Consider the following 25767-nt stretch of genomic DNA (forward strand, 5'->3'; position numbering starts at 1 on the left):
GCGCACCATGTATATATAAGGACACGTTCGACGCCGTTCAGCCAACCTTCGCTTGTCGCGGTGGGTTGGGTGCCGGCCCGCCGTGGTCTACGTCCTTACGATCCCAAGATCCAGATGCGTCAGTGAGGCCGGGATCCGGCCCAACAACGCAACCGCGCCTGAGTTTTCCCGTGCCCGCCGGGAAAGCCCGGCATCGGCGTCGTTCTGCTTCGGCTGTAGCTGGGCAGGAGTTGGGGGAAGCGTATCGCGATCCAGCCTGACCTTGTCCCGGCCAGGAATGCACGCCGTGGATACCGGGGCGATGAGAGATTCAACCGAAGTCTCTATGGCAGGGGAAAATTGGGCCGCGGAAACAGAAGCTGTGGCCACTTGCATGCCGGCCGATGCCTGTGCGCCGCTGCAGCCAAAGGCCACAAGCAGCATTCCAGCGAACGCCAGCAGGACGGCATGGGCGGCAAGACGGACAGTGAAGGAGCTGCTTCGCATCCGCTGTCCTTTCATTCCCTGTACCGTCAGGGCTGATTCCCCGCACATTCGCACCACTATACGTGAGCTGGTGGGGATCCAACGGGGCAGGAACCGTCCGTACCTGCAGCCCTGGTCCTGCTGATTCCCGCCCCCGGCGGCATTTTTGAAATCTGTTGCTGTCCCGCTAGTTGGGCAACTGTGCTGGGAGGTGGATTTCGGCGTCGAACATTTCTGCGGAGCGCAACATTTGGACGACATGCCGGTGAACACGAGGACAACTCTGAGTGTCATGTCACGGAAAATAACTTTGTGATCCGCGCCAAATCAACGATTCTGCGCGAATCTTCCACCGCCAAGGGAATAAAAGTGACCCACCTCTCAGATCTTTATGGCATTGGGCCAATAAACATGTATACTTGGACGTAGTTGTAGTGTTGCGTTTTTTGTAGTTGAAGCGACGCCATCCTTTCGGGGAAGACGTCGCTTTTCTGGAGAAGCGGACTTACACCGTATAAACGGAGGCCCGAAGGTCGGGCGGAATCTCCAACTTCAGAAGGAAATAGAAACAATGGCAACAGGTACCGTTAAGTGGTTCAACGCTGAAAAGGGCTTCGGCTTCATCTCTCCCGATGACCAGAGCCAGGATGTGTTCGCACACTACTCCGCAATCAACTCCTCGGGCTACCGCTCCCTCGAAGAGAACCAGAAGGTTTCCTTCGATGTTGAGCAGGGTCCCAAGGGTCCTCAGGCAGTCAACATCCAGGCTATCTAATTCTAAAGAAAACGTGCGGGTAACCGCGCATTCTTTAGTCCTTAGGGCTTGAACAAATAGGGTTCGGGATTTATCCCGGGCCCTATTTGTGTTTAACGCTGCGATTTGCCGAATTCCGGCCCGTCATGGCTCCAAATGCCTGCTTGGCGCAGTCCGGGGGCGTTGTGGACATTCGCCCATGGCAGACCAGGCGCGAATGTCAACTGCGGCCCCGCGAGTTGTCCTTGCGACCGGCCCTTGCGACCGGGCCCGTATCGGGGCCGGTGGAACCCGCTGGATCTTGTGGTGGATTCCACCGGCGGCGCTCACGACCGTGCGGCCCACCATGTGGCACCATTGAAGACGATGAACACCAAAGCGGATAAGCGCCAACGCGACGGAATTCCCATGCCGCTTTGGCTGCAAGGGGTGTTTGAGGCTGCGCAAATGTTTGTTATTTCGGCACTTGCGGTCAGTGTTCCACTGCTGGCCACGTGGCTGGCCGGCGGCTTTGGTGAAAAGGACGCCTCTGTCATTGCCCGGCTGGCGGGCCAGATTTGGCTGGTGGGGCACGGCGTTTCGCTGCACCTGACCCAGGCCACAGGTCCCAGCTCCGCCACGGTGGAAACCGGCATCTTCAGCCTTTTGCCCCTGGGTCTGGTGCTGATTCCTTTCTTTCTGTCCTGGCGCTCGGGCCGGCGCCTGGCCAGGGCTTCCTATACTGATCAATTGTGGCAACCCCTTGTGGGTGCCGTGGTACTTTACGCGGGGGCAGGGTTGGCCACAGCCTTTGTCTGCAGTACGCCCGGCATTGAAGCGCCCCTGCTGACCAGCATGCTGGTTCCGGCCATCCCAGCAGCTGCCGGACTCATTGTGGGCTCACGGCTGGAAGCCGGTTCCTGGAGCCGGCTGATCGGCGTGAATGCGGCCGACTGGATCTCCAAGACAAGCCAGGACCAACGATGGGCAGGCTCCTACGCGTGGACTGTGGTCAGCTCAGGTTTCCTGGCCATCATGGCAGCGCTGTCCCTCTCGGCCCTCATGCTCACGGTGAATCTGGCCATGCGCTGGAATGACATCATTGGCGTCTACCAAGCCTTGCGGCCCGGCGCTATTGGCGGCGCGGCACTGACCCTGACCCAATTGGCGTTTATGCCCAACCTGGCCATCTGGGCCCTGGCGTGGGCCGGAGGAGACGGATTCTCCCTGGGTGCAGGCTCAAGCGTCTCCCCGATGGGCACCTCCGTGGCACCTGTTCCGCCCATCCCGCTGTTGGCAGCCCTGCCCACGGGCACCCTGAGTTGGGGATTCGCGGCACTGATCATCCCCGTATCAGCGGGCCTGCTGGCCGGCTGGTGGTTTGTGCGGGCAGGGGAGAACCATTTTGATGAATGGGTTTCCTTGAAGGTGCGCCAACGCTGGCTGTCATTGCCCCTGTCAACACTGTTCGTAGGCGCCGTCATAGGCTCCGTGGCTGCCGTCCTCTCCGGCATTTTGTTCTGGCTTTCCCAAGGATCCATTGGCCTGGGCCGACTCACCGACCTGGGCCCCGACCCCATCACCGCTGCCCTGTGGGTGGGTGCCGAGGTGGGCATCGGTGTCATGGCGGGTTCGCTGCTGGGGCCCTGGCTGGAAGGCGAGCGTGCAGACACCGCCCCCACCCGCCGTCGTACCGAAAGTGCCGAATAGGGACTGCGGTCCGCATCGCCTAAAATCGAACCCATGCGCATAGTTGTTTTAGTCTCCGGAACCGGCTCAAATCTCCAAGCAGTGATCGACGCCGTTGAAGCCGGCTCCCTGCCCCTGGAAATCGCTGCCGTGGGCGCAGACCGGCCCGGCACCTTGGGCGTGGAGCGCTCAGCGGCAGCCGGTTTGGAAACCTTCGTGGTGAACTTCAAGGACTACGCCACCCGCGGCGACTGGGACGCAGCGCTGCTGGAAACAGTTGCGGCATACAAGCCCGACTACGTTGTCTCCAGCGGTTTCATGCGCATTGTGGCGCCCAGTTTCATTGACGCCTTCGAGGGCCGCTACGTCAACACGCACCCGGCGCTGCTGCCGTCCTTCCCGGGCGCCCACGGTGTCCGCGACGCCATGACCTACGGGGTGAAAGTCACCGGATGCACGGTCCACTTTGCCGACGCCGGCGTGGACACCGGCCCCATCATCGCCCAGACACCCGTGGCGATCTTGCCCAACGACACCGAAGAAACGCTCCACGAGCGCATCAAGGTTGCTGAGCGTGAGCTCCTGATTGAGGTGTTGAATGATCTGGCCCGCGCCTAACTCTCACCAGCCCGCCCAGCTGTGACGCACTTGTTGCGCAAATTTCCCCGAGAATGAGGGTTTTGTCGCATCAACTGCGTCACAGTTGGTTAAGGGGCGACGGCGGAGACTTGCCTCGAGTGTTTTCTGTCCAGGAACCAGGTGGAGACTTTGCCCAGCAGCCAGCCCAGGGCAATCGATGCGACGATGGCTATGACCACGGCCATTTGGGTTGAGATGTTGGGCCAGTAGCGGGTCAAAATCCCCACACCCACGGCATAGCCGGACCAGATGGTTGCGGAGACCAGCGAAAACACGGCAAATGCCCGCAAAGAATAACCGGCGGCGGTGGCTGCAATGTTGGAGGACAGCCGTCCCAGCGGGATGAAGCGTGATGTCAGCATGAACATGAAGGGCCGCTGCGTGAGCCGGCGCGTGGCGGCGTCAATGGCCCGTTGACGCCGGGAACCGGCCTTGGCGCCCCAACGAGAATTGCCCAGCAGCTTGGTGATGCCATAAGTGGCCAGGTCCCCGGCCACGGCCCCCACCATCATGGCGAGCACCAACAACCCTGCCCGGGGCCCGCCGTCGAGCCCGGCAAGGGCGCCCAGTGCCACAAACACCGTGGTGCTGGGGATGGGCGGTATCAGGGCGGACACCATGACAAATGCTCCGCCCACAAGGTAGACCCAGAAGCTCGCGAGGAAGCCGGTGGTGTCGGCTGCGAGGTCCATGGGTGGCCTTCCTCAAGTAGTGGGTGCGGCGGAGAGCTTCCTCGCCGTCACAGCCAGTTTACGTGTGTTGGGACCATACACGCGCAGCCTAGGCGCGTTTGCGGCCCAACAGCAGTGAAGCCGCAGCGGTGGCCGCGGTAACCGTGTACACGGCCGGCCAGGCACCCATCTTCTTGGCCAAGGGGTGGGATGCGCCAAATGCCACCACATAGGTGGCGGTCAGGGCCGCTGCCGTCCCGGTACCGGCATTGGACTTCCAGCCAATAAATGCTGCGGCGCCGGCAGCTGCCAAGACGGCGCCGCCCAGCTGGCGGTTCCCCGTGGCACGGGCGGTTTGGTAGCCGCCAAGCAGTCCGGTGGTGGCGAAAACTGTGGGAATCAGGGCGCTCATGGATGGTCCTTACACAGGGAATTTAGGGTCGTCAGTAGACTACCTGCTCAATGTGGAAGAACTCTGTATGTGGCTGCAATCAACGAGAACGCTATTCTCCGTTGTCGCGGAATCCGATGGGGGCACGGCCGAACTCGATAATCTCGGCCTGAACCTCCGGCGTGTAGTAACCAGGCGCTATCAGGGCATCGAACTGGAGCACCTGAGTGGGGGAGCCCTTTTTCCAGTAGACGTTTAGGTACATGGCCGTGCCATTCTTCACTCCCATGCCAAGACTTTGGGAGCCTTTTTTGTCATCCTTCATGAAGTTCTTGGACTCCCACGCGACTAGTTTTCCAGCTGTAAAGCCATAACGCTCATTGGCCGCGGCAACGGCCTCTTCCAAGGCGGGCCACCCTTCGACGGCTTCGAACCATGTAACCACACTGACGTAGCTTGTGGAGGAGTCAACAGACATTTTGAAATCGCTGGTCTTGATGTGCAGCGTGTCTTGGGGAAGCTCCAGCGTGATGTCCATGGGTTTGCCGTGGTCCGTGGCGGCGTAGGCAACGAGGTTCTCATTTAGGGGCAGGCCCACAGACTCTTTCGGCACGGAGGTGGCGGTCAGGTCGAAGCGGCCCACGCCGTCGGCCTTGATCTTCTTGATTCCGGCTTTGTCCATCATGGAAGTGCTGGTGACCGCGGAAGTCTCCTTGGAAGTACTGGGTTGCGTCGGGGTGTTCAGGGAACAGGCGGAAAGAGCTAGGGCGGTAAGGAGTGTAAGGAGCAGCAGGGCCCTGGATTGGCGGCTATTTGCCATCAAAGGGATTCCCATCGGTTAATGAGCCGGTTAGATTCCACTGCGTCTTGATAGCCCTGCTCGGTGACCTGCTGCTCGATGGCGGCCAGATCCGGGCCTGGACGTTGATGCGTTCGGCGGATGTGCTGAAGGTCTTGGCCAGCTCACACAGTTGTGCGGTGTCGGCACCAAGCAAATCGGCCATGGAACTCCTCTGGATTAGGTTCCTCAGCGTAGAGGGAACCCGCAGAACGGCTCAATGGGGAGAGCTCCCCACCGCGTCTTCGCCCTCGGAGCGGCGCAAGTGCCGTGCTGGCGCAAGTGGGGGCGGCTAGTCCAGGGTGGAGCCTTTGGTTTCCGGCGCCGAAACGGCCATCCAGATCACCGCCAGCAGTACCAGCCCGCCCGTCAGGGCAAACGTCAGGGGCAGGCCCAGCACCGGCCACAGCAGGGAGCCGAAGATCAACGGCACCAGCCCGGCACCCACCCGGGAAATGGTGGAGGCCCAGCCAAAACCTGTGGCACGCAAATGTGTTGGGTACAGTTCCGAAACGTAGGTGTACAGCACGGGGATGGCCACCTGAATGACAAAACCAAACACCAGCAGCCAGATCTGCGCGGCCACGGGCGCATCCAGAACCAGCGCGAAGATCACCAGGGACAAGGCTGCGAGGGGGCCGGTGATGGCCAGGATCCATTTGCGCCCCAAACGCTCCACCAGCAACGCGGCAGCAACCACGCCCAGTAGACCAATGCCCGTCATTGCCGCCGTGGCCATGAACGCCTTGTTTTCCGCATAGCCGGTTGCCACCAGGATGGACGGCATCCAAGTCAGGGCACCGTAGTACACCAGCAAAATGGTCAGGAACAACGACCATGCAATGCCCGTGATGCGCCAGTTGAAGCGCCACAGTCCGGCCAGCTGCTCGGTGACCTTGCCCAGTGACAGCTTGGGCGCGTCCGCCGGTTCCGGCAGTTTCCACGGCCCCACCGTGGCACCGGTGCGGCGGATCAGCGTGTCGATGACCTTTTTGGCCTCCACGGGACGCCCTGCCCGCACCAGATACAGCGGCGATTCCGGAATCCCCACACGAACCCAAAACACCAGCAGCGCCGGGAGCACCATGACCAGCATCAGGTAGCGCCAGTTACCAAAGCTGGCCATCAGCACGGCCGAGACGACCCCACACAAAGTGGCGCCAATGGGCCACCACGCATCCATCGCCGTGAGGACTCTGCCCCTGTGCTTGCGCGGGGTGAACTCGCCCACCAGCGCGTAGTCCACGGGGATACAGCCGCCCAGACCAAAACCGGCAATGAAACGGAACACACAAAAGAGCACGATCTCGTTGGAGAAGGCGCCCAGCACTGTGAAGATGGAGAAAATGAGCAGTGTCAGGGTGAAGGCCTTCTTGCGGCCAATGATGTCCGCAATCGATCCCCACGCAAACGCACCCACGGCCATGCCAATGAGGTTCGCGGTGCCGATCCATGCTGCCTGCCCCGGGGTGAGCCCCCATTCCTTGGACAGCAGGGGGATCAGGAAGCCGTTGAGTGTCACATCCCAGGCGTCGAACATGAAGCCCAGCCCGCCGATCAGGAAGATGCTGCCCTGCACCCGCCACCGCCAGGGCAGCTCCTGCACCACGCGGTCGCCAGTCATCAAAGCCGTAGGGGTGCTCATGGTGCCTTCCGAATTAGTTGCTGGCACCAGAATAGACGACGTCGGACACGGCCTTGCGCAGCCCCGTTGCGTCGTCCCCGTCCCGGCTTGGATTGACGCGGTTGCTGAGCAGGGAGACCACCACGCCGCGGCTGCGGTCAACGAGCAGGGAGGTGCCCGTGAAACCGCCGTGCCCGCGCGCCTCAATGCCGTCCACGCCCATGGACGGCTGCTGGTTGATGCGCAGCCCCAGGCCATGCCCATAACCGGGTTCAAGCGGATTGAAGTTGCTGCCCAGGATCTCCGGCAGCTGGCTGCGCCACATTTGGGCAGCCATTGCGGGGGACAGGATGCCGGGCAGTCCCTCCAGCAGCGCCATGCCAAAAACGCGCAGCCCGTCAGCGGTGGCAAACATGCCGGCGTTGCCGCTGAGCCCGCCCAGCGACCAGGCTGCCTCGTCGTGCACGATCCCGCGCACCAGCCCGCGGCCCAGCCCCGGTTGGAACTCCGTCGGCGCACACTGTTCAATGCGCGGAGTGCCGGTGATGCCGTCCGTTGCCAGCTGGTAGAGCAGGCGTTCCTTCACCAGTTGGCCCCACGGCGCCTTCGTCGCGTGCTCGGCCAGCGCCATGATCGTGTTGAACCCGGCGCAGGAGTAGGCAAAGCGCGTCCCCGGCGCCGCCTCCAACTCGGTGGCCAGCAGATCCGCAATGAGGGCGCCACGCTCAAAGCTGCGCCCTTGGGACAATGCTGTGTGCCAGCCCCGCCACTCGGACGGCAGCCCGGAGGTGTGCGTGAGCAGCTGCCGCAAAGTCACGGCCGCCTTGGGTCCGCGGGCATACGCGGGGAGCCGCCGCCCGACGGGCGCATCCAAGTCCAAGACGCCGTCGTCAACCAAGATCAGGGCGGTGACAGTGGTGAATAACTTGGTGACGGACGCCAGATCGTAGAACGTGTCCACGCTGGCGTCCCCGGCCGTGAGTACGGGCAGTTCCACGCCACGCAGCGCCACGGCGCAGCCCACTGCGGGTGCCACACCGTCGCCGACGGCTTGGTCCAGCAGGCCCTGCAGGTTGCGGCGCATATCTGTTGCGGGGAAGTGGTGAGGTGCGTTCATGGGTGAGTTCCGCCGTCGTGCTTGGATAAGGATCAGTGGTCAGTGGGTGCCGGCGTCGATGGCCGCCGGCAGGAAACCTTTATTCTGGGCCAGGAGCTCCACGGCCTGCTCGGCCGGGAGCCCCGTCATGATGGCCAGGACGGCAGCCTTGACATGCCCGCCTGCCGCGGCGAGGGCCGTGGATGCTGTGGCGGCGTCGCATTCGGTGACACGCATCAGGGTGCGCTCGCTGCGGGCGCGCAGCTTGGCGTTGGTGGCCAGCAAATCCACCATGACGTTCTTGTACGTCTTGCCCAGTCGGACCATGGTGATGGTGCTGATCATGTTCAGCACCAGCTTCTGGCACGTCCCCGACTTGAGCCGGGTGGAGCCGCTGAGGAACTCCGGACCCACCTCAATCTCCAAGGCTGCGTCCGCGGCGGCGCCCAGGGCGGAGTTGTTGTTGCAGGCGAAGCCCACCGTGTAGGCGCCCTGCGCCCGCGCTGCCTTGATGGCGGCAATCACGTAGGGGGTGCGCCCGGAGGCGGCAATGCCAACCACCGAATCCGTGGGCCCCAGCTTCAGGGCCGCCATGTCCGCGGCACCGGCTTCCTCGCTGTCTTCCGCGTTCTCCACGGCCTGATCCACGGCGGCCTGGCCACCGGCAATGATGCCCACCACCAGGGAGGGGGCGGTGCCGAAGGTGGGCGGGCATTCGCTGGCATCCAAAATGCCCATCCGCCCGGGGGTGCCGGCACCCACATAGATGAGCCGCCCGCCTTGGCTCATGCGGGAGGCAATCTCATCGATGATCGCAGCAATGACGGGAAGCTGCTTTTCAATGGCCGCAGGGACCAGTGCGTCTTCACTGTTCATGCCAGCCACCAGTTCCGCCGTGGTCAGGGCAGCCAGATCGGGGTACTTCGGGTTGGCGTCCTCGGTGACAAGGGTGCCAATCTCATTGCGGACAGACTCGGTGTGGGCAGAATTTTCAGTCATGGTGTGCTTCCTTGTGAACGGCAGGTCTTGAGAACGGCAGGAGGTGGTTTAGGCGGTTTTCAGCAGGCGCACAACAGCCTCGGCACTGACGCGGCTGAATCCGTGGCAGTGGATGGTGGCGTTTTCAGTTGGCGCATCCGCGACCAAGCCCGCATTGATGACCACAGCTTGGGGAGCCTGCGCCAAAATGAAGTCCACGGTGGCCAATTGTTCAGCCGAAGCCAGTGAGTCCACAATGACCAGAACTGCGCCGGGGGACTGCTTGAGCAGTTCTGCGAGCTCCGGTGCAGGAGTCTGCTGCGCGTGGGCAGAGCTCACGGTGTAGCCGGTCAAGGCCGTGGCAATGAAGTTCTCCGTGGGGCCGGCCGCCATGTTGTGGCCTGTGCGCGCATCCACCAGCGTCACGGCTCCGGAGCCAGCCAACACGGGCTTGGTGCTCAGGGAATCCACCCGGGCGGCGCGGGCAGCAACGGAAACCCAGTCGACGTCGTCGTGCTTGGTTTCCGCAACCTCCCCGGCACACCACTGCGCCAGTTTTTGCACGCGGGCTGCGGCGGTGCGCAGCGTTTCAAGCGGCAGCCGGCCCGAGGTGGCGGCGGCCAGCAGGGCGTCGTACACCTCAACGTAGCAAGACTCATCGTCGCGCCCCGTGGTGTAGGCGTTCAGGGGGTTGCCCACGCACAGCAGGTCATTGCCGGCCAGCAACGCCAGCACGCCGCCCTCGCCCGGGCCAACCGTGGCGCGCACAGCTGCCATGTCCAGGGCATCGGTGATCAAGACACCCTCAAAACCCATCTCACGCAGCAGGGCGCTCGCAGCCGGGTTCAGCGTTGCCGGGGCCTCACCCAACTCGGGGATGATGATGTGCGCGCTCATCATCGACGCCACGCCGGCCTCCGTGGCTGCCTTGAACGGGGGCAGGTGGAACTGTGCCATTTCCGCCATGGTCAGCTCCACCCGGGCGGTGTCCATGTGGGAGTCGGCCACGGTGTCCCCATGCCCCGGGAAGTGCTTGGCGCAGGCGGCCACCCGCTGGGTCTGGATGCCGGTTACTGCCGCGGCCGTGTGGGCGCTAACCAGTTCGGTGTCGGCACCAAAGGCGCGCACCCCAATGACAGGGTTCAACGGGTTCGTGTTCACATCCGCCACCGGCGCAATGGTCAGGTTGATCCCGGCGTCGCGGCATAGGCGGCCAATGGCGCGGCCCGCAGCAACCGTAGTGGGGAGGTCGTTGAGGGCGCCCAACACTGCTGCGCCGGGGATGCTTGAACCGTCCCGGGCCTGCAGGCGGGTCACGTTTCCGCCTTCCTCATCAACGCCAATGACGGCTGCCGGGTTGGCGGCACGGATGGCGGCGGAGAGTGCGGACACCTGTGCTGGTGCATCGGGATCAATGTTGTGGGCAAAGTACACCACGCCGGCCAGGCCGTTCTGCAGGGCCGTCTCCAGCCACTGTGGCACTGTTGTGCCAACAAAACCGGGGAGGATCACGGAGTTGATCAGGCGGGGAAGATCAGGGGAAATGTCGTCAGCTGTGGACGGTGCGTGCTGCAGATCACTGGAAGTCATGAGGAAATCCTACCGGCGCGTAGTGGCCTAAACTTTATATGTCGCCACCATCGAGCCACCCAACGGAGAATTTCTGTGACCAGCGTTCCTCTTAACCGTGTTCCCATCCGCCGAGCATTGATCTCGGTCTACGACAAAACCGGACTGGAGGAGCTGGCCATCGGTCTGCACGCCGCCGGTGTCGCCATTGTTTCCACAGGTTCCACCGCTGCCAAGATTGCCGCAGCCGGGGTTCCTGTCACGGAAGTTTCCGAGGTGACTGGCTTCCCCGAAGCCCTTGACGGCCGCGTCAAGACCCTCCACCCCTTGGTTCACGCTGGGATCCTGGCCGACCGCCGCCTGCCCGACCATGTGCGCCAGCTCGAAGAGATGAACGTGGAGCCCTTCGACCTGGTTGTGGTGAACCTTTACCCGTTCGTTGACACCGTGAACTCCGGTGCCGGCCAGGACGCCGTCGTTGAGCAGATCGACATTGGCGGCCCGTCCATGGTCCGCGCAGCAGCCAAGAACCACCCCTCTGTTGCCGTGGTTGTTGACCCCGCCAGGTACACCGAGGTCATTGCCGCCGCATCGGCCGGTGGTTTTGAACTGGTGGCCCGCCAGCGCCTGGCCGCTGCAGCTTTCGCCCACACGGCCGCCTACGACAACGCCGTGGCAGCATGGACCTCGGCCCAGTTCCTGGATTCCGACGGCGACGGCCTCATCGACTGGCCCGCCTACGCCGGCTACTCGCTGGAACGCTCCGAGGTGCTGCGCTACGGCGAAAACCCGCACCAGCAGGCAGCCCTCTACGTTGACAAGGGTGCTCCCGCCGGCATCGCCCAGGCCGACCAGCTCCACGGCAAGGCCATGAGCTACAACAACTTTGTTGACGCCGACGCCGCCCTGCGCGCAGCGTTCGACTTCGACGAGCCGGCCGTTGCGGTCATCAAGCACGCCAACCCCTGCGGTGTTGCCGTGGCATCCCCGGACGCCGTGGACCCCATCGCCGACGCCCATGCCAAGGCGCACGCCTGCGATCCGCTCTCAGCATTTGGTGGCGTCATCGCCGCCAACCGCACCGTCACAGCGGCCATGGCCCGCACCGTGGCCGGCATCTTCACCGAGGTAGTCATCGCCCCGGACTTTGAGCCCGAAGCCGTGGAAATCCTCTCCAAGAAGAAGAACATCCGCCTGCTGGCCCTGCCCGAGGGCTACGGCCGCTACCCGGCTGAGGTCCGCCAGGTGTCCGGCGGCATGCTGGTGCAGATGGCTGACAAGGTGGACGCCTACGGCGACAACACGGCCAACTGGACCCTCGCCGCCGGTGAGGCCGCCGATGCCGGCACCCTGGCAGATCTGGCTTTCGCCTGGACGGCAGTCCGCGCCGCCAAGTCCAACGCCATCTTGCTCGCCAACAACGGCGCAGCAGTGGGCATCGGCATGGGCCAGGTCAACCGCGTTGACTCCTGCAAGCTCGCAGTGGAACGCGCTAACACCCTCGGCGTTGCCGTGGAATCGGACGTTGATGCAGCCGGTGGCGCCTCGGGTGCCCCCGAAGGTGCTGTCTCGGTGCAGCGATCCATTGGTGCCGTGGCCTCCTCCGACGCGTTCTTCCCATTCGCCGACGGCCTGCAGATCCTGCTCGACGCCGGTGTCCGCGCGGTTGTTCAGCCCGGCGGATCAGTGCGCGACGACGAAGTCATTGCCGCGGCCAACGCCGCCGGCATCACCATGTACTTCACGGGTGCGCGTCACTTCTTCCACTAATCCCCAACTGCTCCCACCGCTCGCAAGCTCGCGGCGGGGCCCTCGCAGTTGTGGGCCCAGGAAGTGGGGGCCCATGTGGGTGCGGAAAGCGGGGACGGGCGCGGCGGCATTGTGGTCCACGACGCCCGCTCACTTCCGGGGCTTAAAACCGTAACGCCCCATCACTTCCGGGGCTTAAAACCGTAACGCCCGCTCAGCAAATGAGCGGGCGTTACGGTTTTAAGCCCCATATCTGAGCGGGGGTTTCGCAAAAGAGCCCCGCACGTGAGCGAGCGTTGGGGGTTAGGCGGCTGCTGCGTTGCGGGCGCCCAATTCCGCATCCAGGCGGAGCAGGCCGTTGCCGTCTGAGCCAATGAGCCGGACGCGGCCAATGATCTCGCCAACGGACGCTTCTTCTTCCAACTGCTCCTCAATGAACCAGTTCAGCATGGGAATCGAATCAATGTCGCCCTCCTGCTGCGCCAGGCGGTACAGGTTGCGGATGGATTCGGACACCTTTTGTTCGTGGGCCAGCGATGCCTCGAAAGCTTCCAAAACCGAGTTAATGGTGACGTTCGGGGCGGTGAGCGTGCCAATCTTGGGGGCAGCGTTCCTGTCAGTCATATGATCGGTGAATTTCTGGGCGTGCACCAGTTCTTCCGCTGACTGGGCCAAGAACCAGCCGGAGATCCCGGGCAGGTCCTGGACATCCATTTCGATGGCCAATTGGCGGTAGACCACTGAAGCTTGAATCTCCAGGGTGATTTGAGCGTTGATGGCGTCTGCGAGTTTTCCTTTGAGTTCCATGCCTCCACGCTATGGCCAATTCGAATCTTGTGCACAGTAATTGAGGCTTACCTCATGTGCACACAGTGTCACTTAATGGACCCGATAGCGGGCAAACGGGCGCACTCGGGTAAGTTAGAAGGGATAGAAATCGTTGCTATTTCGCAGATATCCGTTGAATTTTTTGTAGGAGACGCCTCAACCCATGGCAAAAATCATCTATACCCTCACTGACGAAGCGCCCATGTTGGCCACGTACTCACTCCTGCCGATTGTTGAAGCCTTTGCTTCGACCGCAGGTGTTGACGTTGAAACCCGCGACATCTCCCTGTCCGGACGCATCATCTCCGTTTTCGGCGACTACCTCGCCGAAGACCAGCGTGTTGCTGACGCCCTCGCGGAAATGGGTGCACTGGCCAAGAGCCCGGATGCCAACATCATCAAGCTGCCGAACATCAGCGCCTCCATCCCGCAGCTGAAAGCCGCCGTCGCCGAACTTCAGGCCCAGGGCTTCGCACTGCCGGACTACCCGGACGATCCCTCCACAGATGAGGAAAAGGACGTTCGCGCCCGCTACGACAAGATCAAGGGCAGTGCCGTGAACCCGGTGCTGCGTGAAGGCAACTCCGACCGCCGCGCACCCCTGTCGGTCAAGAACTACGCCAAGACCAACCCGCACAGCATGGGTGCCTGGTCCGCTGACTCCAAGACCAACGTGGCCACCATGGACGACGGCGACTTCCGTCACAACGAGAAGTCGGTTGTCATTGAAGCCGATGACAAGATCAAGATCCAGTTTGTGGCAGCCGACGGTACGCTCACTGTCCTCAAGGACGCGTTCCCGGTTCTGGCCAACGAGGTTGTTGACGGCACCGTTATGCGCGCTGCGGCACTGGATGAGTTCCTCACCGCCCAGGTTGCCCGCGCCAAGGAAGAGGGCGTACTGCTCTCCGCCCACCTCAAGGCCACCATGATGAAGGTCTCGGACCCCATCATCTTCGGTCACGTGGTCAAGGCCTACTTCCCGGAATTGTTCGCCAACTACGGCGACGCGCTGGCAGCAGCCGGCCTGAGCCCGGCCAACGGCCTGGCCTCCATCATCAACGGCCTGGGCGAACTGTCGCAGGACGTTCGTGCCGGCGTCGAAGCAGCCATCAAGAAGGGCTACGAAGACGGCCCCGCCCTGGCCATGGTTGATTCCGATAAGGGCATCACCAACCTCCACGTCCCCTCCGACGTGATTGTTGACGCTTCCATGCCCGCCATGATCCGCACCTCCGGCCACATGTGGGGCCCGGACGGCGCCGAAGCCGACACCTTGGCAGTTCTGCCGGACAGCAGCTACGCCAGCATCTACCAGGTCACGATCGATGACTGCCGTGCCAACGGCGCCTTCGATCCCACCACCATGGGCACGGTGCCCAACGTGGGCCTCATGGCTCAGGCAGCCGAAGAATACGGCAGCCACGACAAGACCTTTGAACTGGCCGAAGCCGGCACGGTTCAGATCGTCAACTCCGCAGGCACCGTGCTGATCGAGCACGACGTCGAAGCCGGAGACATCTGGCGCGCCTGCCAGGTCAAGGACATCCCCGTCCGCGACTGGGTCAAGCTGGCCGTCACCCGTGCCCGCGCCTCCGCCACTCCCGCCGTGTTCTGGCTGGACGAGACTCGCGCGCACGACGCCAACTTGATCATCAAGGTCAACGAGTACTTGAAGGACCACGACACCGATGGTCTGGACATCCAGATCATGTCCCCCGAGAAGGCAACCGCCTTCACGCTGGAGCGCATTCGCCGCGGCGAAGACACCATCTCCGTCACCGGCAACGTGCTGCGCGACTACCTGACTGACTTGTTCCCGATTCTGGAATTGGGCACCAGCGCCAAGATGCTCTCGATCGTTCCACTGATCGCCGGTGGCGGCTTGTTCGAGACAGGTGCCGGCGGATCCGCGCCCAAGCACGTCCAGCAGCTCGTCAAGGAAAACCACCTCCGGTGGGACTCCTTGGGTGAATTCCTGGCCCTGGCCGTCAGCTTCGAACACCTCGCCGTGAACGAAGGCAACGCCCGCGCCCAGATCCTGGCAGACACCTTGGACCGCGCCACGGGAACGTTCCTGTTGGAAAACAAGTCCCCGAAGCGCAAGGTTGGCGAGATCGACAACCGCGGCAGCCACTTCCACCTGGCCAAGTTCTGGGCCCAGGAATTGACAGCCCAGACGGAGGATGCCCAGCTCGCTGACGCGTTCGCCGTCGTGGCCAAGACACTGACCGAGAACGAGGACGCCATCATAGGTGAACTCGCGGCAGTTCAGGGCTCCCCGGTTGACCTGGGTGGCTACTTCCACCCGGATGTCACCAAGGTTGCCGCCATCATGCGCCCGTCAGCAACGCTGAACGAAGCCATCGCAGCCCTGAGTTAATCCCCACGCCCTCCCAATAAATCGCTGACGCGATTTATTGGGGCCCTCGGGCGCGTGGGCCCACCAACCGAAAAGCCCGCCTCCACACAGGAGGCGGGCTTTTTCTGTGCCGTGGCCTGTCCAGTTGTGGGTGCCTGGTTCTAGGCTGGGAACATGCAGCGCGAAGACTTGCCCGCGACTGAGATTCCAGCCAGCGAGACGATTGCCCCAACGAACGGTGGGGTGGCCGCACACGGTCACCGCACGTTCATGCACATGCTGGTCAATACGGCAGTAGCCAACGTCGTGACCAGCTTCCTGTGGTGGGCCCTGACGTTCTGGGTCTATTTGGAGACTCGCTCGGTGCTGGCGACGGGGCTCATTGGTGGGGCGTACATGCTCCTGGTGGCGTTCTTTGGTCTGTTCTTTGGTGTGCTTGTGGACAGATACCGCAAACATGCCGTGATGGTCGGTTCAACCCTGTGCACGCTCGGGTTCTTCGGCATCGCAGGGCTGATGTTTTTGCTGCTTCCCGAACAAGACCTGCTCAGTCTGTCCGGACCATGGTTTTGGATCTTCGCCATGATAGTGCTGATCGGCGCCGTGATAGAGCAGCTGCGCAGCATTGCGCTGTCCACCACCGTGACGTTGCTGGTCCCGGCAGACCGGCGGGCCAACGCCAACGGTCTGGTGGGCACCGTGCAGGGAATCGGGTTCCTGATCACCAGCGTCTTCAGCGGCCTGGCCATTGGCATGCTGGGCATGGGCGGCACCATCATCATTGCCCTCATAGCCTGCACCGCGGTGCTGGTGCACCTACTAACGCTTTCAGTGCCTGAACCCAAAGTTGTCCGGGATGAAGACCGTGAGGGCTTTGCCGAACTACGCGAAGGCGTTGCTGCCGTCCGGGCCACGCAGGGCTTGTTTGCCCTGATCCTGTTCACCACGTTCAACAACCTGACTGGCGGGGTATTCATGGCGCTCATGGACCCGTACGGGCTCACGCTCTTCCCCGTGGAAGTGTGGGGTGTGGTCCTGGGGGTGACAGCCACGGGGCTCATTGTTGGCGGCGGGCTGGTGGCCAAGTTTGGGCTCGGCAAAAACCCCATCCGCACCATGCTGATACTTGTGGCCTGCACCGGAGTGGTGGGAGGCTTGTTCACCATTCGTGATTGGTGGTGGCTTTGTGTTGTTGGCCTCTGGCTTTTCATGATGCTCATGCCTGCCGTGGAGGCCGCCGAACAAACAGTGATCCAGCGCGTGGTTCCCTTCAAAACCCAGGGGAGGGTCTTCGGTTTCGCCATGACGTTCGAGGCGGCTGCTGCGCCCATCACCGCGTTCATAGTCGCCCCGCTGGCCGAATTCTGGATCATCCCCTACATGGATTCGGTGCCGGGACAGCAGCGCTGGGGCGCGCTGCTGGGCGAGGGCGACGCCCGGGGCATTGCCATGGTCTTTCTGGTGACAGGCATCGCCTCGCTGCTGCTGGCACTGGGCGCCCTGTGTACGCGCTCCTACCGCAGGCTCTCTCGCGCCTATGCCGCAGCCGAGGAGAATACGCCGAATTTGGCAGCATGAGAGGGGTTTTTCGTGTCGGTGCGGGCCGCCGTCGTGCCCAAATCACATCCGTTATCAGATCTTTACGTACAAAGTGTGCTCCACATCACTACTGGAGGGTAGTGTCAAGTCTCGTGAAGCCAATGGCCACGCAGGACAACGAAGTCATGCGGGCCTGGATGCTGACTACGGAAGGCGATTTAATGAACCGCAAGAAAGTTATGACGGCCCTCGCCACGGCAGCGACACTAACGCTGCTGATGACGTCGTGCGCCAATCAGGCGGCCACACCCGGCGCCACGAGTGCTGCTGCCGGCGGTGGCCTGAACCTGGATATTCCTGTTCTAACATCCATTGAGACACCCAAGGATGCCGTTCTCCCCGCGGGGGACGGCAAGGCGACTTGCGAGTCCACCACCACGCTGGCCTACATTGGTGCCGAAACTGGCGCCAACGCCCAGCTCGGCATTAACATCTTCAACGGTATTCAGCTGGCCATTAACCAGCACAACGAGGCCAACCCCGGCTGCCAGGTGGCGTTCAAGAAATTTGACACTGAAGGTGACCCCACCAAGGCCACCGGCCCCGTCACGCAGGCCACCAAAGAAGAAAACATCATTGGTGTGGTCGGTTTGCCGTTCTCCGGTGAATCCAAAGCCACGGGCAACATCTTCGAGCAGCAGAAGCTGGTCCACATCACCCCGTCGGCCACCAACCCGGCCCTGGTCGACAACGGCTGGACCACGTTCTTCCGTGGCTTGGGCAACGACGCTGTGCAGGGGCCGGCAGCAGCCAAGTTCATGACTGACCAGCTCGGCGCCAAGAAGGTCTACCTGGTCCAGGACGACTCTGATTACGGCATCGGTTTGGGAGCCACCACCACTGCCGGTTTGGGCGACGCCCTGGCTGGTTCGGACAAGGTGACAACAGGCCAGAAGGATTTCTCGGCAACCATTTCCAAGATCATCAACGCCAAGGCTGATGCAGTGTTCTACTCCGGCTACTTCGCCGAAGGTGCACCGTTCAACCAGCAGCTGGTGGCCAAGGGCTTCAAGGGTGCATTTGTTGGCCCCGATGGTGTCAAGGATGACCAGTTCATCAAGCAGGCCGGTGACGCATCCAACAACGCGTTCTTCACCTGCCCGTGTATCCCCGGTGAATTGATCCCCACCTTCGCTGACGCCTACAAGGCCTTGGCGAATGCCGAGCCGGGTACCTACTCCATTGAGGGCTATGACGCCGCCACGGTACTCCTGGCCGGCATTGATGCTGGCAACCAGGACCGTGCCAAGCTGCTCGAATGGGTCAACAACTATGACGCAGCTGGTCTGAGCAAGCACTACAAGTGGGACGACAAGGGCGAACTGCAGGCCCCGGCCGTGTACGGCTACCGGGTCAAGGATGGCAAGATCGTTCCGATCGGCCCCATCGGCGAGTAGCAACACCTTCTGGATGCTGTGGGGCGCGCAGGTAAGCGCCCCACAGCATCCATTCGGGTATAGCCCCACCCATCCGCTCAATGAGGCAGTTTCGGTTCGATTCGAGTTCCGAGACTGACTGGAACTGGACCAACTTATGCTCTCAACAGTTCTCACAGCTGTTCCCGCGGACAGCGACTGGATTAATTTCGACGTCAACGCGCTGGCCCAAAATTTCTGGAGCGCCACCTTTGACGGCCTGACCTTCGGTGCCATTTATGCACTCGTGGCGTTGGGCTACACGCTTGTTTACGGCGTGCTGAACCTGATCAACTTTGCCCACTCAGAAGTCTTCATCATGGGCTGCTATGGAGTCTTCTTCACCCTCAGTTTTCTGGGGTTTGGCCCATCGGCTCCCAATCTGAGCTTCGGCCAAATTTTGATCAATATCATCCTGGCCCTGATAGCGGCCATTCTGGCAGCGGCGGCAACAGCGTTCCTGGTGGAACGGCTGGCCTACCGGCCATTGCGCAAACGCAACGCTCCTCGCCTGGTCTACTTGATCACGGCCATTGGTGCATCCTTTGTCATCCAGTACCTGATCTTTTTGTGGCGTGGTCCGCTCCCGGAGCCGGCCCTGACAATGTTCATACCCACACCCATCTTTGAGGTGTTCGGAACCATCATTGACTCCCAGCAAATCATCATTGTGGTGGCAGCAGTCATCATGATGGTCATTGTTGACCAGTTCATCCGGCGCTCCCGCACCGGGCGCGGCATCCGCGCCGTGGCCCAGGACCCGGACACGGCAACACTCATGGGTGTGAACAAGGAAAAAATCATTGTCACCACCTTCATCATCGGCGGTATTCTGGCCGGTGCCGCAGCACTGTTTTACGTCATGAAGATCCCCTCCGGCGTGCAGTACAACGGCGGATTCATTCTCGGCATCAAAGCTTTCGCCGCAGCAGTCCTTGGCGGCATTGGCAACGTCCGCGGCGCCCTCCTCGGCGGCTTGCTGCTGGGCTTGATTGGCAACTACGGCCAGATCCTGCTGGGCAGCTCGCAATGGACAGACGTTGTGGCCTTTGTGGTTCTCGTCCTGGTCCTGTTGATCCGCCCCGAAGGCATCTTGGGCACCTCCTTGGGAAGGAGCAAGGCATGAGCACCACAGATGGACCAACCCCCATGCCCGGGGCTAAAGCAGCCCAGGCAGCGGCAAACCGCCAGGCAGCGGAAAAGAATCCCAGCACTAGCGCAGACGCCGCCCACAAGACCGGCTGGTTTGGCCGGTGGAATGAAAAGTGGCAGGCCATGCCGCGCCAGAAGCAGTGGCTGTACCTGATCGCCATCGTGGCAGTGGCCTACCTGCTGCCCATTTTGAACCCGCCCATCCTCTCCACCGAGCCTGGCAACGACTTCCCGCTGGCCTTGTTCTCCATGGCGGTCTACGCATTGGTCGCGGTGGGCCTGAACATTGTGATCGGCTACGCGGGCCTGCTGGATTTGGGCTACATCGCCTTCTTCGCAGTGGGATCCTACACGGCAGCCATGCTGACAAGCCCGGACTCGCCGTTCATCAAGGTCCCCTACCTGTGGACCCTCCCGCTGGCCATTGTGGTGGCCATGTGCATCGGCGTGATCCTGGGCATCCCCACCCTGCGCCTTCGCGGTGACTACCTGGCCATTGTGACGCTCGGTTTTGGTGAAATCATCCGCATCCTGGCCACCCTCATCCCGGCCATGAAGGGCCAGGTGGGCTTCCAGAACGTTGGCCGCCCGCCCGGCATGGGCGAGGATGGGATACCCGTTTTTGCCAACTCCAATGGCACCCCCTGGTATTGGCTGACGCTGACCATTTTGATCATTGTCCTGCTGCTCGCTGGCAACCTGGAGCGGAGCCGCGTGGGCCGTTCCTGGATCGCCATCCGTGAAGACGAAGACGCCGCCGAGACCATGGGCGTTCCCACCTTCAAGTACAAGGTGTGGGCGTTCGCGCTTGGCGCCGGTGTGGGCGGCATGTCCGGGGCCTTGTTCGCCGGCCAAGTGGGCTTCGTGAACAACCAAAAGTTCGACGTCGTCACCTCCATCCTGTTCGTCGCCGCCGTCGTTCTTGGTGGCGTGGGCAACAAGGTGGGTGCCGTGTTTGGTGGGGCCCTGGTGGCTTACATCCCGCTGCGTTTCACGGCCATTGCGGAGTACAAGTACCTAATCTTTGGCCTGGCCCTGATGCTGATCATGATCTACCGTTCCAAGGGCTTGATCCCTGCACGGAACAGGCTGCTGGCCTACGGGCAGGAAGCCTATGCGCGCGTACGCAATGGTCCGCCGAAGAAGCCTGCCGTTGCCACTGAAAAGGAGGTCTAGCCTTGGGTGCACACAGTGAAAGCGTTCCGGTTTCCGAGAATGCGGGCGGCGAATCGCCCATTGAGCTCATCGAGCCCATGGAGGTCACAGAGGCTGTGGCTGATGCCGCCGCGCCGGAGCGTGAGATAGACGTTGCGGTGGGGGACGATTTGGTGGAGGTGAAGAACCTGACAGTCAAATTTGGTGGCCTGGTTGCCTTGGACAACGTCAGCTTCACTATTAAGCGTGGCGAGATCTTGGGCCTCATTGGTCCCAATGGTGCCGGCAAGACTACCTGTTTCAACGCCATGACTGGCGTGTACAAGCCAACCAGCGGGCAGGTCCTGCTTGAAGGCGGCCTGCTCAACGGCATGAAACAGCACAAGATCACCCGTGCCGGCCTGGCCAGGACGTTCCAGAACATCCGTCTCTTTGGTGAGATGACGGCGTTGGAGAATGTTGCGGTGGGCCTTGACGCCCGGCACAAAACCTCAGTTGTGGGTGCCCTGCTGCGCCTGCCCCGGCACAAGGCTGAGGAGAGGTCAGCCATTGAGCGCGGCATGGCGTTGCTGGAGTTCGTGGGCATTGCCGAGCATGCCGGTTCGCTGGCACGGAACTTGTCCTACGGCAGCCAGCGGCGCCTGGAGATTGCGCGGGCCCTGGCCACGGATCCCAAGCTGCTGTGTCTTGATGAACCGGCTGCCGGGTTCAACCCGGCAGAGAAGGAAGACCTCATGGCGCTCATCCGGACCATCCGGAACGACGGCTACACGGTGCTGTTGATTGAGCATGACATGAAGCTCGTCATGGGAGTGACAGATCGAATCGTGGTCCTTGAATTCGGCAAGAAGATCGCCGACGACGTGCCATCCGTGATTAGGGAAGACCCGAAGGTCGTTTCCGCCTACCTAGGGGAGCCTGAAGATGACTTTGCTTGAGCTGAAAGACGTCTCCGTCCACTACGGCCGAATCCAGGCGATCCACAACATGTCCTTCACGGTGGGCGAGGGCGAGATTGTCTCCTTGATCGGTGCCAACGGTGCCGGCAAGACCACCACCATGCGGACCATCTCCGGGCTGCTGAACCCCTCTCACGGGTCCATCACGTTCATGGGTGAGGACATCACCAAGATGAAGGCCCACATCCGTGTGGTGCAGGGGATCTCGCAAGCACCCGAAGGGCGTGGCATCTTCCCCGCCATGACGGTTCTGGAGAATCTGGACATGGGTACTTTTGGGCGCAAGGACAGAACAGGTGTCAGTGACGATCTGGAGCGCGTGTTCACGCTGTTCCCGCGACTGAAGGAGCGCGAAAAGCAGTACGGCGGCACCATGAGCGGCGGTGAGCAGCAAATGCTCGCCATTGGCCGAGCCCTGATGTCCCGGCCCAAGCTGCTCCTCTTGGATGAGCCCTCCATGGGTCTGGCCCCGCAGTTTATCCGGCAGATCTTCAAGATCATCACCGAGATCAACTCGCAGGGAACCACCGTGCTGCTGGTGGAACAAAACGCCAACCAAGCCCTGGCCAGGGCCCACAGGGCGTTTGTTCTGGAGACGGGGGAGATCACCCACAGCGGCACCGGCAAGGAACTGCTGGCCAACCCGGCCATCAAGGAAGCCTACCTGGGCGGCTAGCCCCATTGCGCCGAGGGCGTGCGAAACTGGCGGGGGCGTATGAAATTTCATACGCCCCCGCCAGTTTCGCACGCCCTCGGCGTTGGCAGCCCGGCTAGAGGTCGGTGCGGGTGTCGTTCCAGTAGTGCACGCCCATCTGGCGGCGTGCTTCGTCGAACAATTCCATGATGGCCAGCGAATCAGCCAGCGGCATGGTTGCGCTCTCGAGGAGTCCGCCCTGGATGCAGCGGGTTACTTCACGCAGCTGGTAGGTGTAGCCGCTGCCGGGGTGTTCAAACATTTCCGTGCGCTCGTTGTCCCATCCCACGCTGATCCGCAGGCCTTGGGGGTTGTTGACCGAGCCGATGGTCTCAAGGTAACCCTCGGTGCCGGACACGGTGGCCACGCGCGGCCCGTGCGAGGACAGGTAGCTGATGAGCTGGGCCTGGGCGCCATGGTCGTAGCTGAGCGTCAGGGTGTTTTGCGCATCCACGCCCGACGCCGTCAGTTCTGCGGTGGCCACAACAGCATCCGGCTTGCCGAGAGTGCCCCAAGCCCACAGAAGCGGGTAGACGCTGATGTCCAGGAGCGCGCCGCCGCCATCTACGGGCGCCCAGATCCGGGCGGAATCATCCAGGGGTGCGTTGAAGCCAAGATCGGCGCGAACCCACTTGACCTGGCCAATTTCGCCGGATTCAATGATCTCCAATGCGCGCTGGAAGCCCGGCACAAACCGGGCCCAAACGGCCTCCATGAGAAACAACTTCTTGGCGCTGGCCAAGGCGATCAGGGACCGCGTCTCGGCGGCTGTGATGGTCAAGGATTTCTCGCACAAAACATGCTTGCCAGCTTCCAGTGCAGCCTTGACGATGTCGTAGTGCTGGGCGTGCGGGGTGGCCACGTACACCACGTCAACGTCCGGGTCCGCAACCAGCTGGAGGTAGCCGGGGCCGCTGGTGCCGTCGGGACCGCCGTCGTAATAGTGCGTGGCAAAGCCGAACTTGGCGGCGAACTCCGCCGCACTCTTCTCGCCGCGGGAGCTGACAGCCTGCAGCACTGCGTCTTCGAGCAGAGCCAAGTCCGCCGTGACAGTGTTGGCGATGCCTCCTGTGGCAACAACGCCCCACCGCAGGGCTGTGCCGGTGGCGGCAAGAGTTTCAGGGTTGAACGTGGTGTACCAGTCGGGCGTGCCGACAAAACGTGAGATGGTCATCACGCCATTCTGCCAGCAAGCCCCGCGCATGGCGCGAACATGACGAAGGCCCCTATCCGGCGTCGAAATTAAGTTCGACGCCGGATAAGGGCCTTGGGTAGCTACGTCGCCGTGGGAAGACGAACTAGCCCTTCACGGAGCCGCTCATCAGGCCACCCACAAAGTACTTGCCCAACAAAATGTAGACAATCAAGGTGGGGACGGAGGCGATGAGCGCGCCAGCCATGGAGGCGGCATAATCGGTGAGCTGTCCACCTGCCAGGAAGGACAGGGCGATGGTGACGGGACCATTGCGGCCCGAGGAGAAGAACGCCGCGAAGAGGTAGTCGTTCCAGGCAGAGGTGAACTGCCAGATCAACACGACGACGAAGCCAGGCATGGACACAGGCAGGATGACTGAGCCATAGGTACGCAGAATTCCTGCACCATCCATGCGCGCTGCCTCGACCAATTCATCGGGGACGGACGCATAGTAGTTGCGGAAGATCAAAGTACAGATCGGCAGGCCGTAAACAATGTGCAACAGCATCAGCGAAGGGATGCCCTGCGGCACACCCAGATCACTAACCAGCTGCGTCAACGGGATCATGACGGCCTGGTACGGAATGAACATGCCGAACAGGATCAAGGTGAAGACAATGTTGGAGCCGGGGAACTTCCACTTGGACAGCACGTAGCCGTTGATGGAGCCAAGGAACGCCGAGATCAATGCTGAGGGAACCACCAGCAACACTGTTCGTCCCAGCGAGGGGGCCAACGTGGTCCAGGCCTTGACCCAGCCGTCCAATTCCCAAGTCCGCGGGAGGTACCAGGCACGGGAGGGATCGGCGTCGGCAGTTCCCTTGAAGCTGGTAATGATTAGCACGTAGGCCGGCAGCAGCACAACAATCACGAAGAACAGCAGCAGCGCGTACTTCAAGGTGCGGTTGATGCGGCGTTTGGTGTTGCGCTTGGAATCGGACTTCATGTCCTGCGCGGAACGGGCGCGGTTCTTGTTATTCGCCGTTGCGGTAGTCATTAGCGCTTCTCCGCTCGTGAGGTGTACATCAAGTAGGGGATGACCACCAAGGCGACCAGGACCAACAAGATGGTTCCGATGGCGGCGGCATCTGCATAGTCACTGCCGATGTACTTGACCCACATCAACGTGGCGGGGACTTGAACGTCGTAGGTGTTGGCGTCGGGAACAATGGCCCGGATGAGGTCAAAGAGCTTCAGGGACATGTGGCCGATGATGATCACGGCTGAGAGCATCACGGGGCTCAGCTGCGGGAAGATCACATGGCGGTACAGCTTCCACTCGGTGCAACCATCAATGCGGGCTGCCTCGCGGAGTTCATCGGGGATGCCGCGGAAGCCCGCCAGGAACAGTGCCATGACGTAACCCGAAAGCTGCCAAATGGCGGGAACAGCAATGGCGGCAATGCCCCAGGTGGGGTCGGACCACCAGTCGTTTTGCAGGGCGCCCAAACCGACGCTGTCCAGCAGACGGTTCAGGCCCGTGGTGCGTTCACCGCCGGGCTGGGTGGTCTGCAAGCTGGAGAGCAGCCAGCGCCAAACAACACCCGAGGCGATGAAGGAGATGGACATGGGGAACAGGTACACCGAGCGGAAGAAACCTTCACCCTTGGCTGGCTGTTCCAGAATCCAGGCCCAGAGGAAGCCGAATATCAAGGTGCCACCGAGGAAGACGATGGTCAGGATTAGCAGGTTCCACAGTGAGTGCTGGAAGTTTGGGTCTGCCAAAAGGTTGGAGTAGTTCTCGAAGCCAACGTATTTGTTGCTGGGCTTTGCCGTGTGCTGATTGGTCAAGCTGACACGGAAGTTTTCAATGATGAGCCAGTAGACGAAGATGCCGACCAGGATCATAGTGGGTGCCAGGAGCAGTACGCCCGGACCCCAATGTTTTACACGTTTTAACATGATTTGCCTCCTTCCGAAGAAAATCGGTACAGCATGGCTTGGGGGCGGCGCAACATCACTGTCG

24 protein-coding genes are annotated in these 25767 nt (G+C 61.9%); 11 read left to right on the forward strand and 13 right to left on the reverse strand.

Going from position 1 to position 25767, the window contains the following annotated elements:
- Window positions 1-87 precede the first annotated feature (87 nt).
- Complete coding sequence (locus CVS27_RS02300) at window positions 88-486, reverse strand: hypothetical protein (protein ID WP_103464138.1); 399 nt, start codon at window positions 484-486, stop codon at window positions 88-90.
- A gap of 550 nt (window positions 487-1036) precedes the next feature.
- Between CVS27_RS02300 and CVS27_RS02305 the strand changes: the two genes are divergently transcribed.
- The 3 genes from CVS27_RS02305 (at window position 1037) to purN (ending at window position 3505) form a co-directional block, all read left to right on the forward strand.
- Window positions 1037-1240 carry a cold-shock protein gene (locus CVS27_RS02305; protein WP_038467205.1) on the forward strand — a complete coding sequence of 68 codons (204 nt, stop codon included), beginning with the start codon at window positions 1037-1039 and terminating at the stop codon, window positions 1238-1240.
- Window positions 1241-1585: 345 nt separating this feature from the next.
- Complete coding sequence (locus CVS27_RS02310) at window positions 1586-2908, forward strand: cell division protein PerM (protein WP_103464409.1); 1323 nt, start codon at window positions 1586-1588, stop codon at window positions 2906-2908.
- Between the two features lie 33 nt (window positions 2909-2941).
- Window positions 2942-3505, forward strand: coding sequence for a phosphoribosylglycinamide formyltransferase (purN, locus tag CVS27_RS02315; protein ID WP_103464139.1), 564 nt, complete (start codon window positions 2942-2944; stop codon window positions 3503-3505).
- Between the two features lie 89 nt (window positions 3506-3594).
- Here purN and CVS27_RS02320 read toward each other — a convergent pair whose 3' ends face one another.
- The 8 genes from CVS27_RS02320 to CVS27_RS02355 all read right to left on the reverse strand — a co-directional run bounded on the left by CVS27_RS02320 (window position 3595) and on the right by CVS27_RS02355 (window position 10714).
- Window positions 3595-4218 (reverse strand): DedA family protein, encoded by a 624-nt coding sequence (locus tag CVS27_RS02320; protein ID WP_103464140.1) that lies wholly within the window; start codon window positions 4216-4218, stop codon window positions 3595-3597.
- An 88-nt stretch (window positions 4219-4306) separates the two neighbouring features.
- Entirely contained in the window at window positions 4307-4609 is a 303-nt protein-coding gene (locus CVS27_RS02325) for a hypothetical protein (RefSeq protein WP_103464141.1), read from the reverse strand.
- Window positions 4610-4700: 91 nt separating this feature from the next.
- Window positions 4701-5408, reverse strand: a complete 708-nt coding sequence (locus CVS27_RS02330; RefSeq protein ID WP_133162856.1) for a hypothetical protein — start codon at window positions 5406-5408, stop codon at window positions 4701-4703.
- Complete coding sequence (locus tag CVS27_RS02335; protein ID WP_103464143.1) at window positions 5398-5592, reverse strand: hypothetical protein; 195 nt, start codon at window positions 5590-5592, stop codon at window positions 5398-5400. The genes CVS27_RS02330 and CVS27_RS02335 overlap by 11 nt, the downstream gene beginning before the upstream one ends.
- A gap of 126 nt (window positions 5593-5718) precedes the next feature.
- Complete coding sequence (locus tag CVS27_RS02340; protein WP_103464144.1) at window positions 5719-7071, reverse strand: MFS transporter; 1353 nt, start codon at window positions 7069-7071, stop codon at window positions 5719-5721.
- Window positions 7072-7084: 13 nt separating this feature from the next.
- Window positions 7085-8167 (reverse strand): serine hydrolase domain-containing protein, encoded by a 1083-nt coding sequence (locus tag CVS27_RS02345; protein ID WP_103464145.1) that lies wholly within the window; start codon window positions 8165-8167, stop codon window positions 7085-7087.
- Between the two features lie 39 nt (window positions 8168-8206).
- The gene (gene murQ, locus CVS27_RS02350; protein ID WP_103464146.1) at window positions 8207-9145 is read right to left on the reverse strand and encodes an N-acetylmuramic acid 6-phosphate etherase; all 939 of its coding nucleotides are present in this window, start codon (window positions 9143-9145) and stop codon (window positions 8207-8209) included.
- Window positions 9146-9193: 48 nt separating this feature from the next.
- Window positions 9194-10714: a glycoside hydrolase family 3 protein gene (locus CVS27_RS02355; RefSeq protein ID WP_103464147.1), complete on the reverse strand. Its 1521-nt coding sequence runs from the start codon at window positions 10712-10714 to the stop codon at window positions 9194-9196.
- A 75-nt stretch (window positions 10715-10789) separates the two neighbouring features.
- On the opposite strand from CVS27_RS02355, the gene purH reads away from it, so the two are divergent.
- Window positions 10790-12463 carry a bifunctional phosphoribosylaminoimidazolecarboxamide formyltransferase/IMP cyclohydrolase gene (gene purH, locus CVS27_RS02360; RefSeq protein WP_103464148.1) on the forward strand — a complete coding sequence of 558 codons (1674 nt, stop codon included), beginning with the start codon at window positions 10790-10792 and terminating at the stop codon, window positions 12461-12463.
- A 282-nt stretch (window positions 12464-12745) separates the two neighbouring features.
- Here the strand turns inward: purH and CVS27_RS02365 are convergent, their stop codons facing one another.
- Window positions 12746-13249 carry a ferritin gene (locus tag CVS27_RS02365; protein ID WP_103464149.1) on the reverse strand — a complete coding sequence of 168 codons (504 nt, stop codon included), beginning with the start codon at window positions 13247-13249 and terminating at the stop codon, window positions 12746-12748.
- A gap of 184 nt (window positions 13250-13433) precedes the next feature.
- On the opposite strand from CVS27_RS02365, the gene CVS27_RS02370 reads away from it, so the two are divergent.
- From CVS27_RS02370 to CVS27_RS02400, 7 genes are all read left to right on the forward strand, one after another.
- Window positions 13434-15653 carry an NADP-dependent isocitrate dehydrogenase gene (locus CVS27_RS02370; RefSeq protein WP_103464150.1) on the forward strand — a complete coding sequence of 740 codons (2220 nt, stop codon included), beginning with the start codon at window positions 13434-13436 and terminating at the stop codon, window positions 15651-15653.
- A 153-nt stretch (window positions 15654-15806) separates the two neighbouring features.
- Window positions 15807-17210, forward strand: a complete 1404-nt coding sequence (locus tag CVS27_RS02375; RefSeq protein WP_103464151.1) for an MFS transporter — start codon at window positions 15807-15809, stop codon at window positions 17208-17210.
- 182 nt (window positions 17211-17392) lie between these two features.
- Window positions 17393-18628, forward strand: a complete 1236-nt coding sequence (locus tag CVS27_RS02380; RefSeq protein WP_103464410.1) for a branched-chain amino acid ABC transporter substrate-binding protein — start codon at window positions 17393-17395, stop codon at window positions 18626-18628.
- Between the two features lie 136 nt (window positions 18629-18764).
- Window positions 18765-19772: a branched-chain amino acid ABC transporter permease gene (locus tag CVS27_RS02385; RefSeq protein WP_103464152.1), complete on the forward strand. Its 1008-nt coding sequence runs from the start codon at window positions 18765-18767 to the stop codon at window positions 19770-19772.
- A complete protein-coding gene (locus CVS27_RS02390) occupies window positions 19769-20974 on the forward strand; it encodes a branched-chain amino acid ABC transporter permease (RefSeq protein ID WP_103464153.1) in 1206 nt (401 codons plus the stop codon). Before CVS27_RS02385 ends, CVS27_RS02390 begins: the two co-directional genes overlap by 4 nt.
- 77 nt (window positions 20975-21051) lie before the next feature.
- The gene (locus tag CVS27_RS02395) at window positions 21052-21891 is read left to right on the forward strand and encodes an ABC transporter ATP-binding protein (protein ID WP_103464411.1); all 840 of its coding nucleotides are present in this window, start codon (window positions 21052-21054) and stop codon (window positions 21889-21891) included.
- Window positions 21878-22588: an ABC transporter ATP-binding protein gene (locus tag CVS27_RS02400; RefSeq protein ID WP_103464154.1), complete on the forward strand. Its 711-nt coding sequence runs from the start codon at window positions 21878-21880 to the stop codon at window positions 22586-22588. The genes CVS27_RS02395 and CVS27_RS02400 overlap by 14 nt, the downstream gene beginning before the upstream one ends.
- 94 nt (window positions 22589-22682) lie before the next feature.
- Here CVS27_RS02400 and CVS27_RS02405 read toward each other — a convergent pair whose 3' ends face one another.
- The 3 genes from CVS27_RS02405 to CVS27_RS02415 form a co-directional block, all read right to left on the reverse strand.
- Complete coding sequence (locus CVS27_RS02405; RefSeq protein WP_103464155.1) at window positions 22683-23780, reverse strand: Gfo/Idh/MocA family protein; 1098 nt, start codon at window positions 23778-23780, stop codon at window positions 22683-22685.
- Between the two features lie 124 nt (window positions 23781-23904).
- On the reverse strand, window positions 23905-24747 hold the full coding sequence (locus CVS27_RS02410) for a carbohydrate ABC transporter permease (RefSeq protein WP_103464412.1): 843 nt from the start codon (window positions 24745-24747) through the stop codon (window positions 23905-23907).
- A gap of 50 nt (window positions 24748-24797) precedes the next feature.
- A complete protein-coding gene (locus tag CVS27_RS02415; protein ID WP_103464156.1) occupies window positions 24798-25703 on the reverse strand; it encodes a carbohydrate ABC transporter permease in 906 nt (301 codons plus the stop codon).
- Between the last annotated feature and the right edge of the window lie 64 nt (window positions 25704-25767).

The sequence above is a fragment of the Arthrobacter glacialis genome (assembly GCF_002909445.1).
Classification (GTDB): domain Bacteria; phylum Actinomycetota; class Actinomycetes; order Actinomycetales; family Micrococcaceae; genus Specibacter; species Specibacter glacialis.

Coding starts and splice junctions, on each gene's coding strand:
- CVS27_RS02300 (WP_103464138.1), bottom strand. CDS start 486: ATGCGAAGCAGCTCCTTCACTGTCCGTCTTGCCGCCCATGCCGTCCTG.
- CVS27_RS02305 (WP_038467205.1), top strand. CDS start 1,037: ATGGCAACAGGTACCGTTAAGTGGTTCAACGCTGAAAAGGGCTTCGGC.
- CVS27_RS02310 (WP_103464409.1), top strand. CDS start 1,586: ATGAACACCAAAGCGGATAAGCGCCAACGCGACGGAATTCCCATGCCG.
- purN (WP_103464139.1), top strand. CDS start 2,942: ATGCGCATAGTTGTTTTAGTCTCCGGAACCGGCTCAAATCTCCAAGCA.
- CVS27_RS02320 (WP_103464140.1), bottom strand. CDS start 4,218: ATGGACCTCGCAGCCGACACCACCGGCTTCCTCGCGAGCTTCTGGGTC.
- CVS27_RS02325 (WP_103464141.1), bottom strand. CDS start 4,609: ATGAGCGCCCTGATTCCCACAGTTTTCGCCACCACCGGACTGCTTGGC.
- CVS27_RS02330 (WP_133162856.1), bottom strand. CDS start 5,408: ATGGCAAATAGCCGCCAATCCAGGGCCCTGCTGCTCCTTACACTCCTT.
- CVS27_RS02335 (WP_103464143.1), bottom strand. CDS start 5,592: ATGGCCGATTTGCTTGGTGCCGACACCGCACAACTGTGTGAGCTGGCC.
- CVS27_RS02340 (WP_103464144.1), bottom strand. CDS start 7,071: ATGAGCACCCCTACGGCTTTGATGACTGGCGACCGCGTGGTGCAGGAG.
- CVS27_RS02345 (WP_103464145.1), bottom strand. CDS start 8,167: ATGAACGCACCTCACCACTTCCCCGCAACAGATATGCGCCGCAACCTG.
- murQ (WP_103464146.1), bottom strand. CDS start 9,145: ATGACTGAAAATTCTGCCCACACCGAGTCTGTCCGCAATGAGATTGGC.
- CVS27_RS02355 (WP_103464147.1), bottom strand. CDS start 10,714: ATGACTTCCAGTGATCTGCAGCACGCACCGTCCACAGCTGACGACATT.
- CVS27_RS02365 (WP_103464149.1), bottom strand. CDS start 13,249: ATGGAACTCAAAGGAAAACTCGCAGACGCCATCAACGCTCAAATCACC.
- CVS27_RS02370 (WP_103464150.1), top strand. CDS start 13,434: ATGGCAAAAATCATCTATACCCTCACTGACGAAGCGCCCATGTTGGCC.
- CVS27_RS02375 (WP_103464151.1), top strand. CDS start 15,807: ATGCAGCGCGAAGACTTGCCCGCGACTGAGATTCCAGCCAGCGAGACG.
- CVS27_RS02380 (WP_103464410.1), top strand. CDS start 17,393: ATGAACCGCAAGAAAGTTATGACGGCCCTCGCCACGGCAGCGACACTA.
- CVS27_RS02385 (WP_103464152.1), top strand. CDS start 18,765: ATGCTCTCAACAGTTCTCACAGCTGTTCCCGCGGACAGCGACTGGATT.
- CVS27_RS02390 (WP_103464153.1), top strand. CDS start 19,769: ATGAGCACCACAGATGGACCAACCCCCATGCCCGGGGCTAAAGCAGCC.
- CVS27_RS02395 (WP_103464411.1), top strand. CDS start 21,052: ATGGAGGTCACAGAGGCTGTGGCTGATGCCGCCGCGCCGGAGCGTGAG.
- CVS27_RS02400 (WP_103464154.1), top strand. CDS start 21,878: ATGACTTTGCTTGAGCTGAAAGACGTCTCCGTCCACTACGGCCGAATC.
- CVS27_RS02405 (WP_103464155.1), bottom strand. CDS start 23,780: ATGACCATCTCACGTTTTGTCGGCACGCCCGACTGGTACACCACGTTC.
- CVS27_RS02410 (WP_103464412.1), bottom strand. CDS start 24,747: ATGAAGTCCGATTCCAAGCGCAACACCAAACGCCGCATCAACCGCACC.
- CVS27_RS02415 (WP_103464156.1), bottom strand. CDS start 25,703: ATGTTAAAACGTGTAAAACATTGGGGTCCGGGCGTACTGCTCCTGGCA.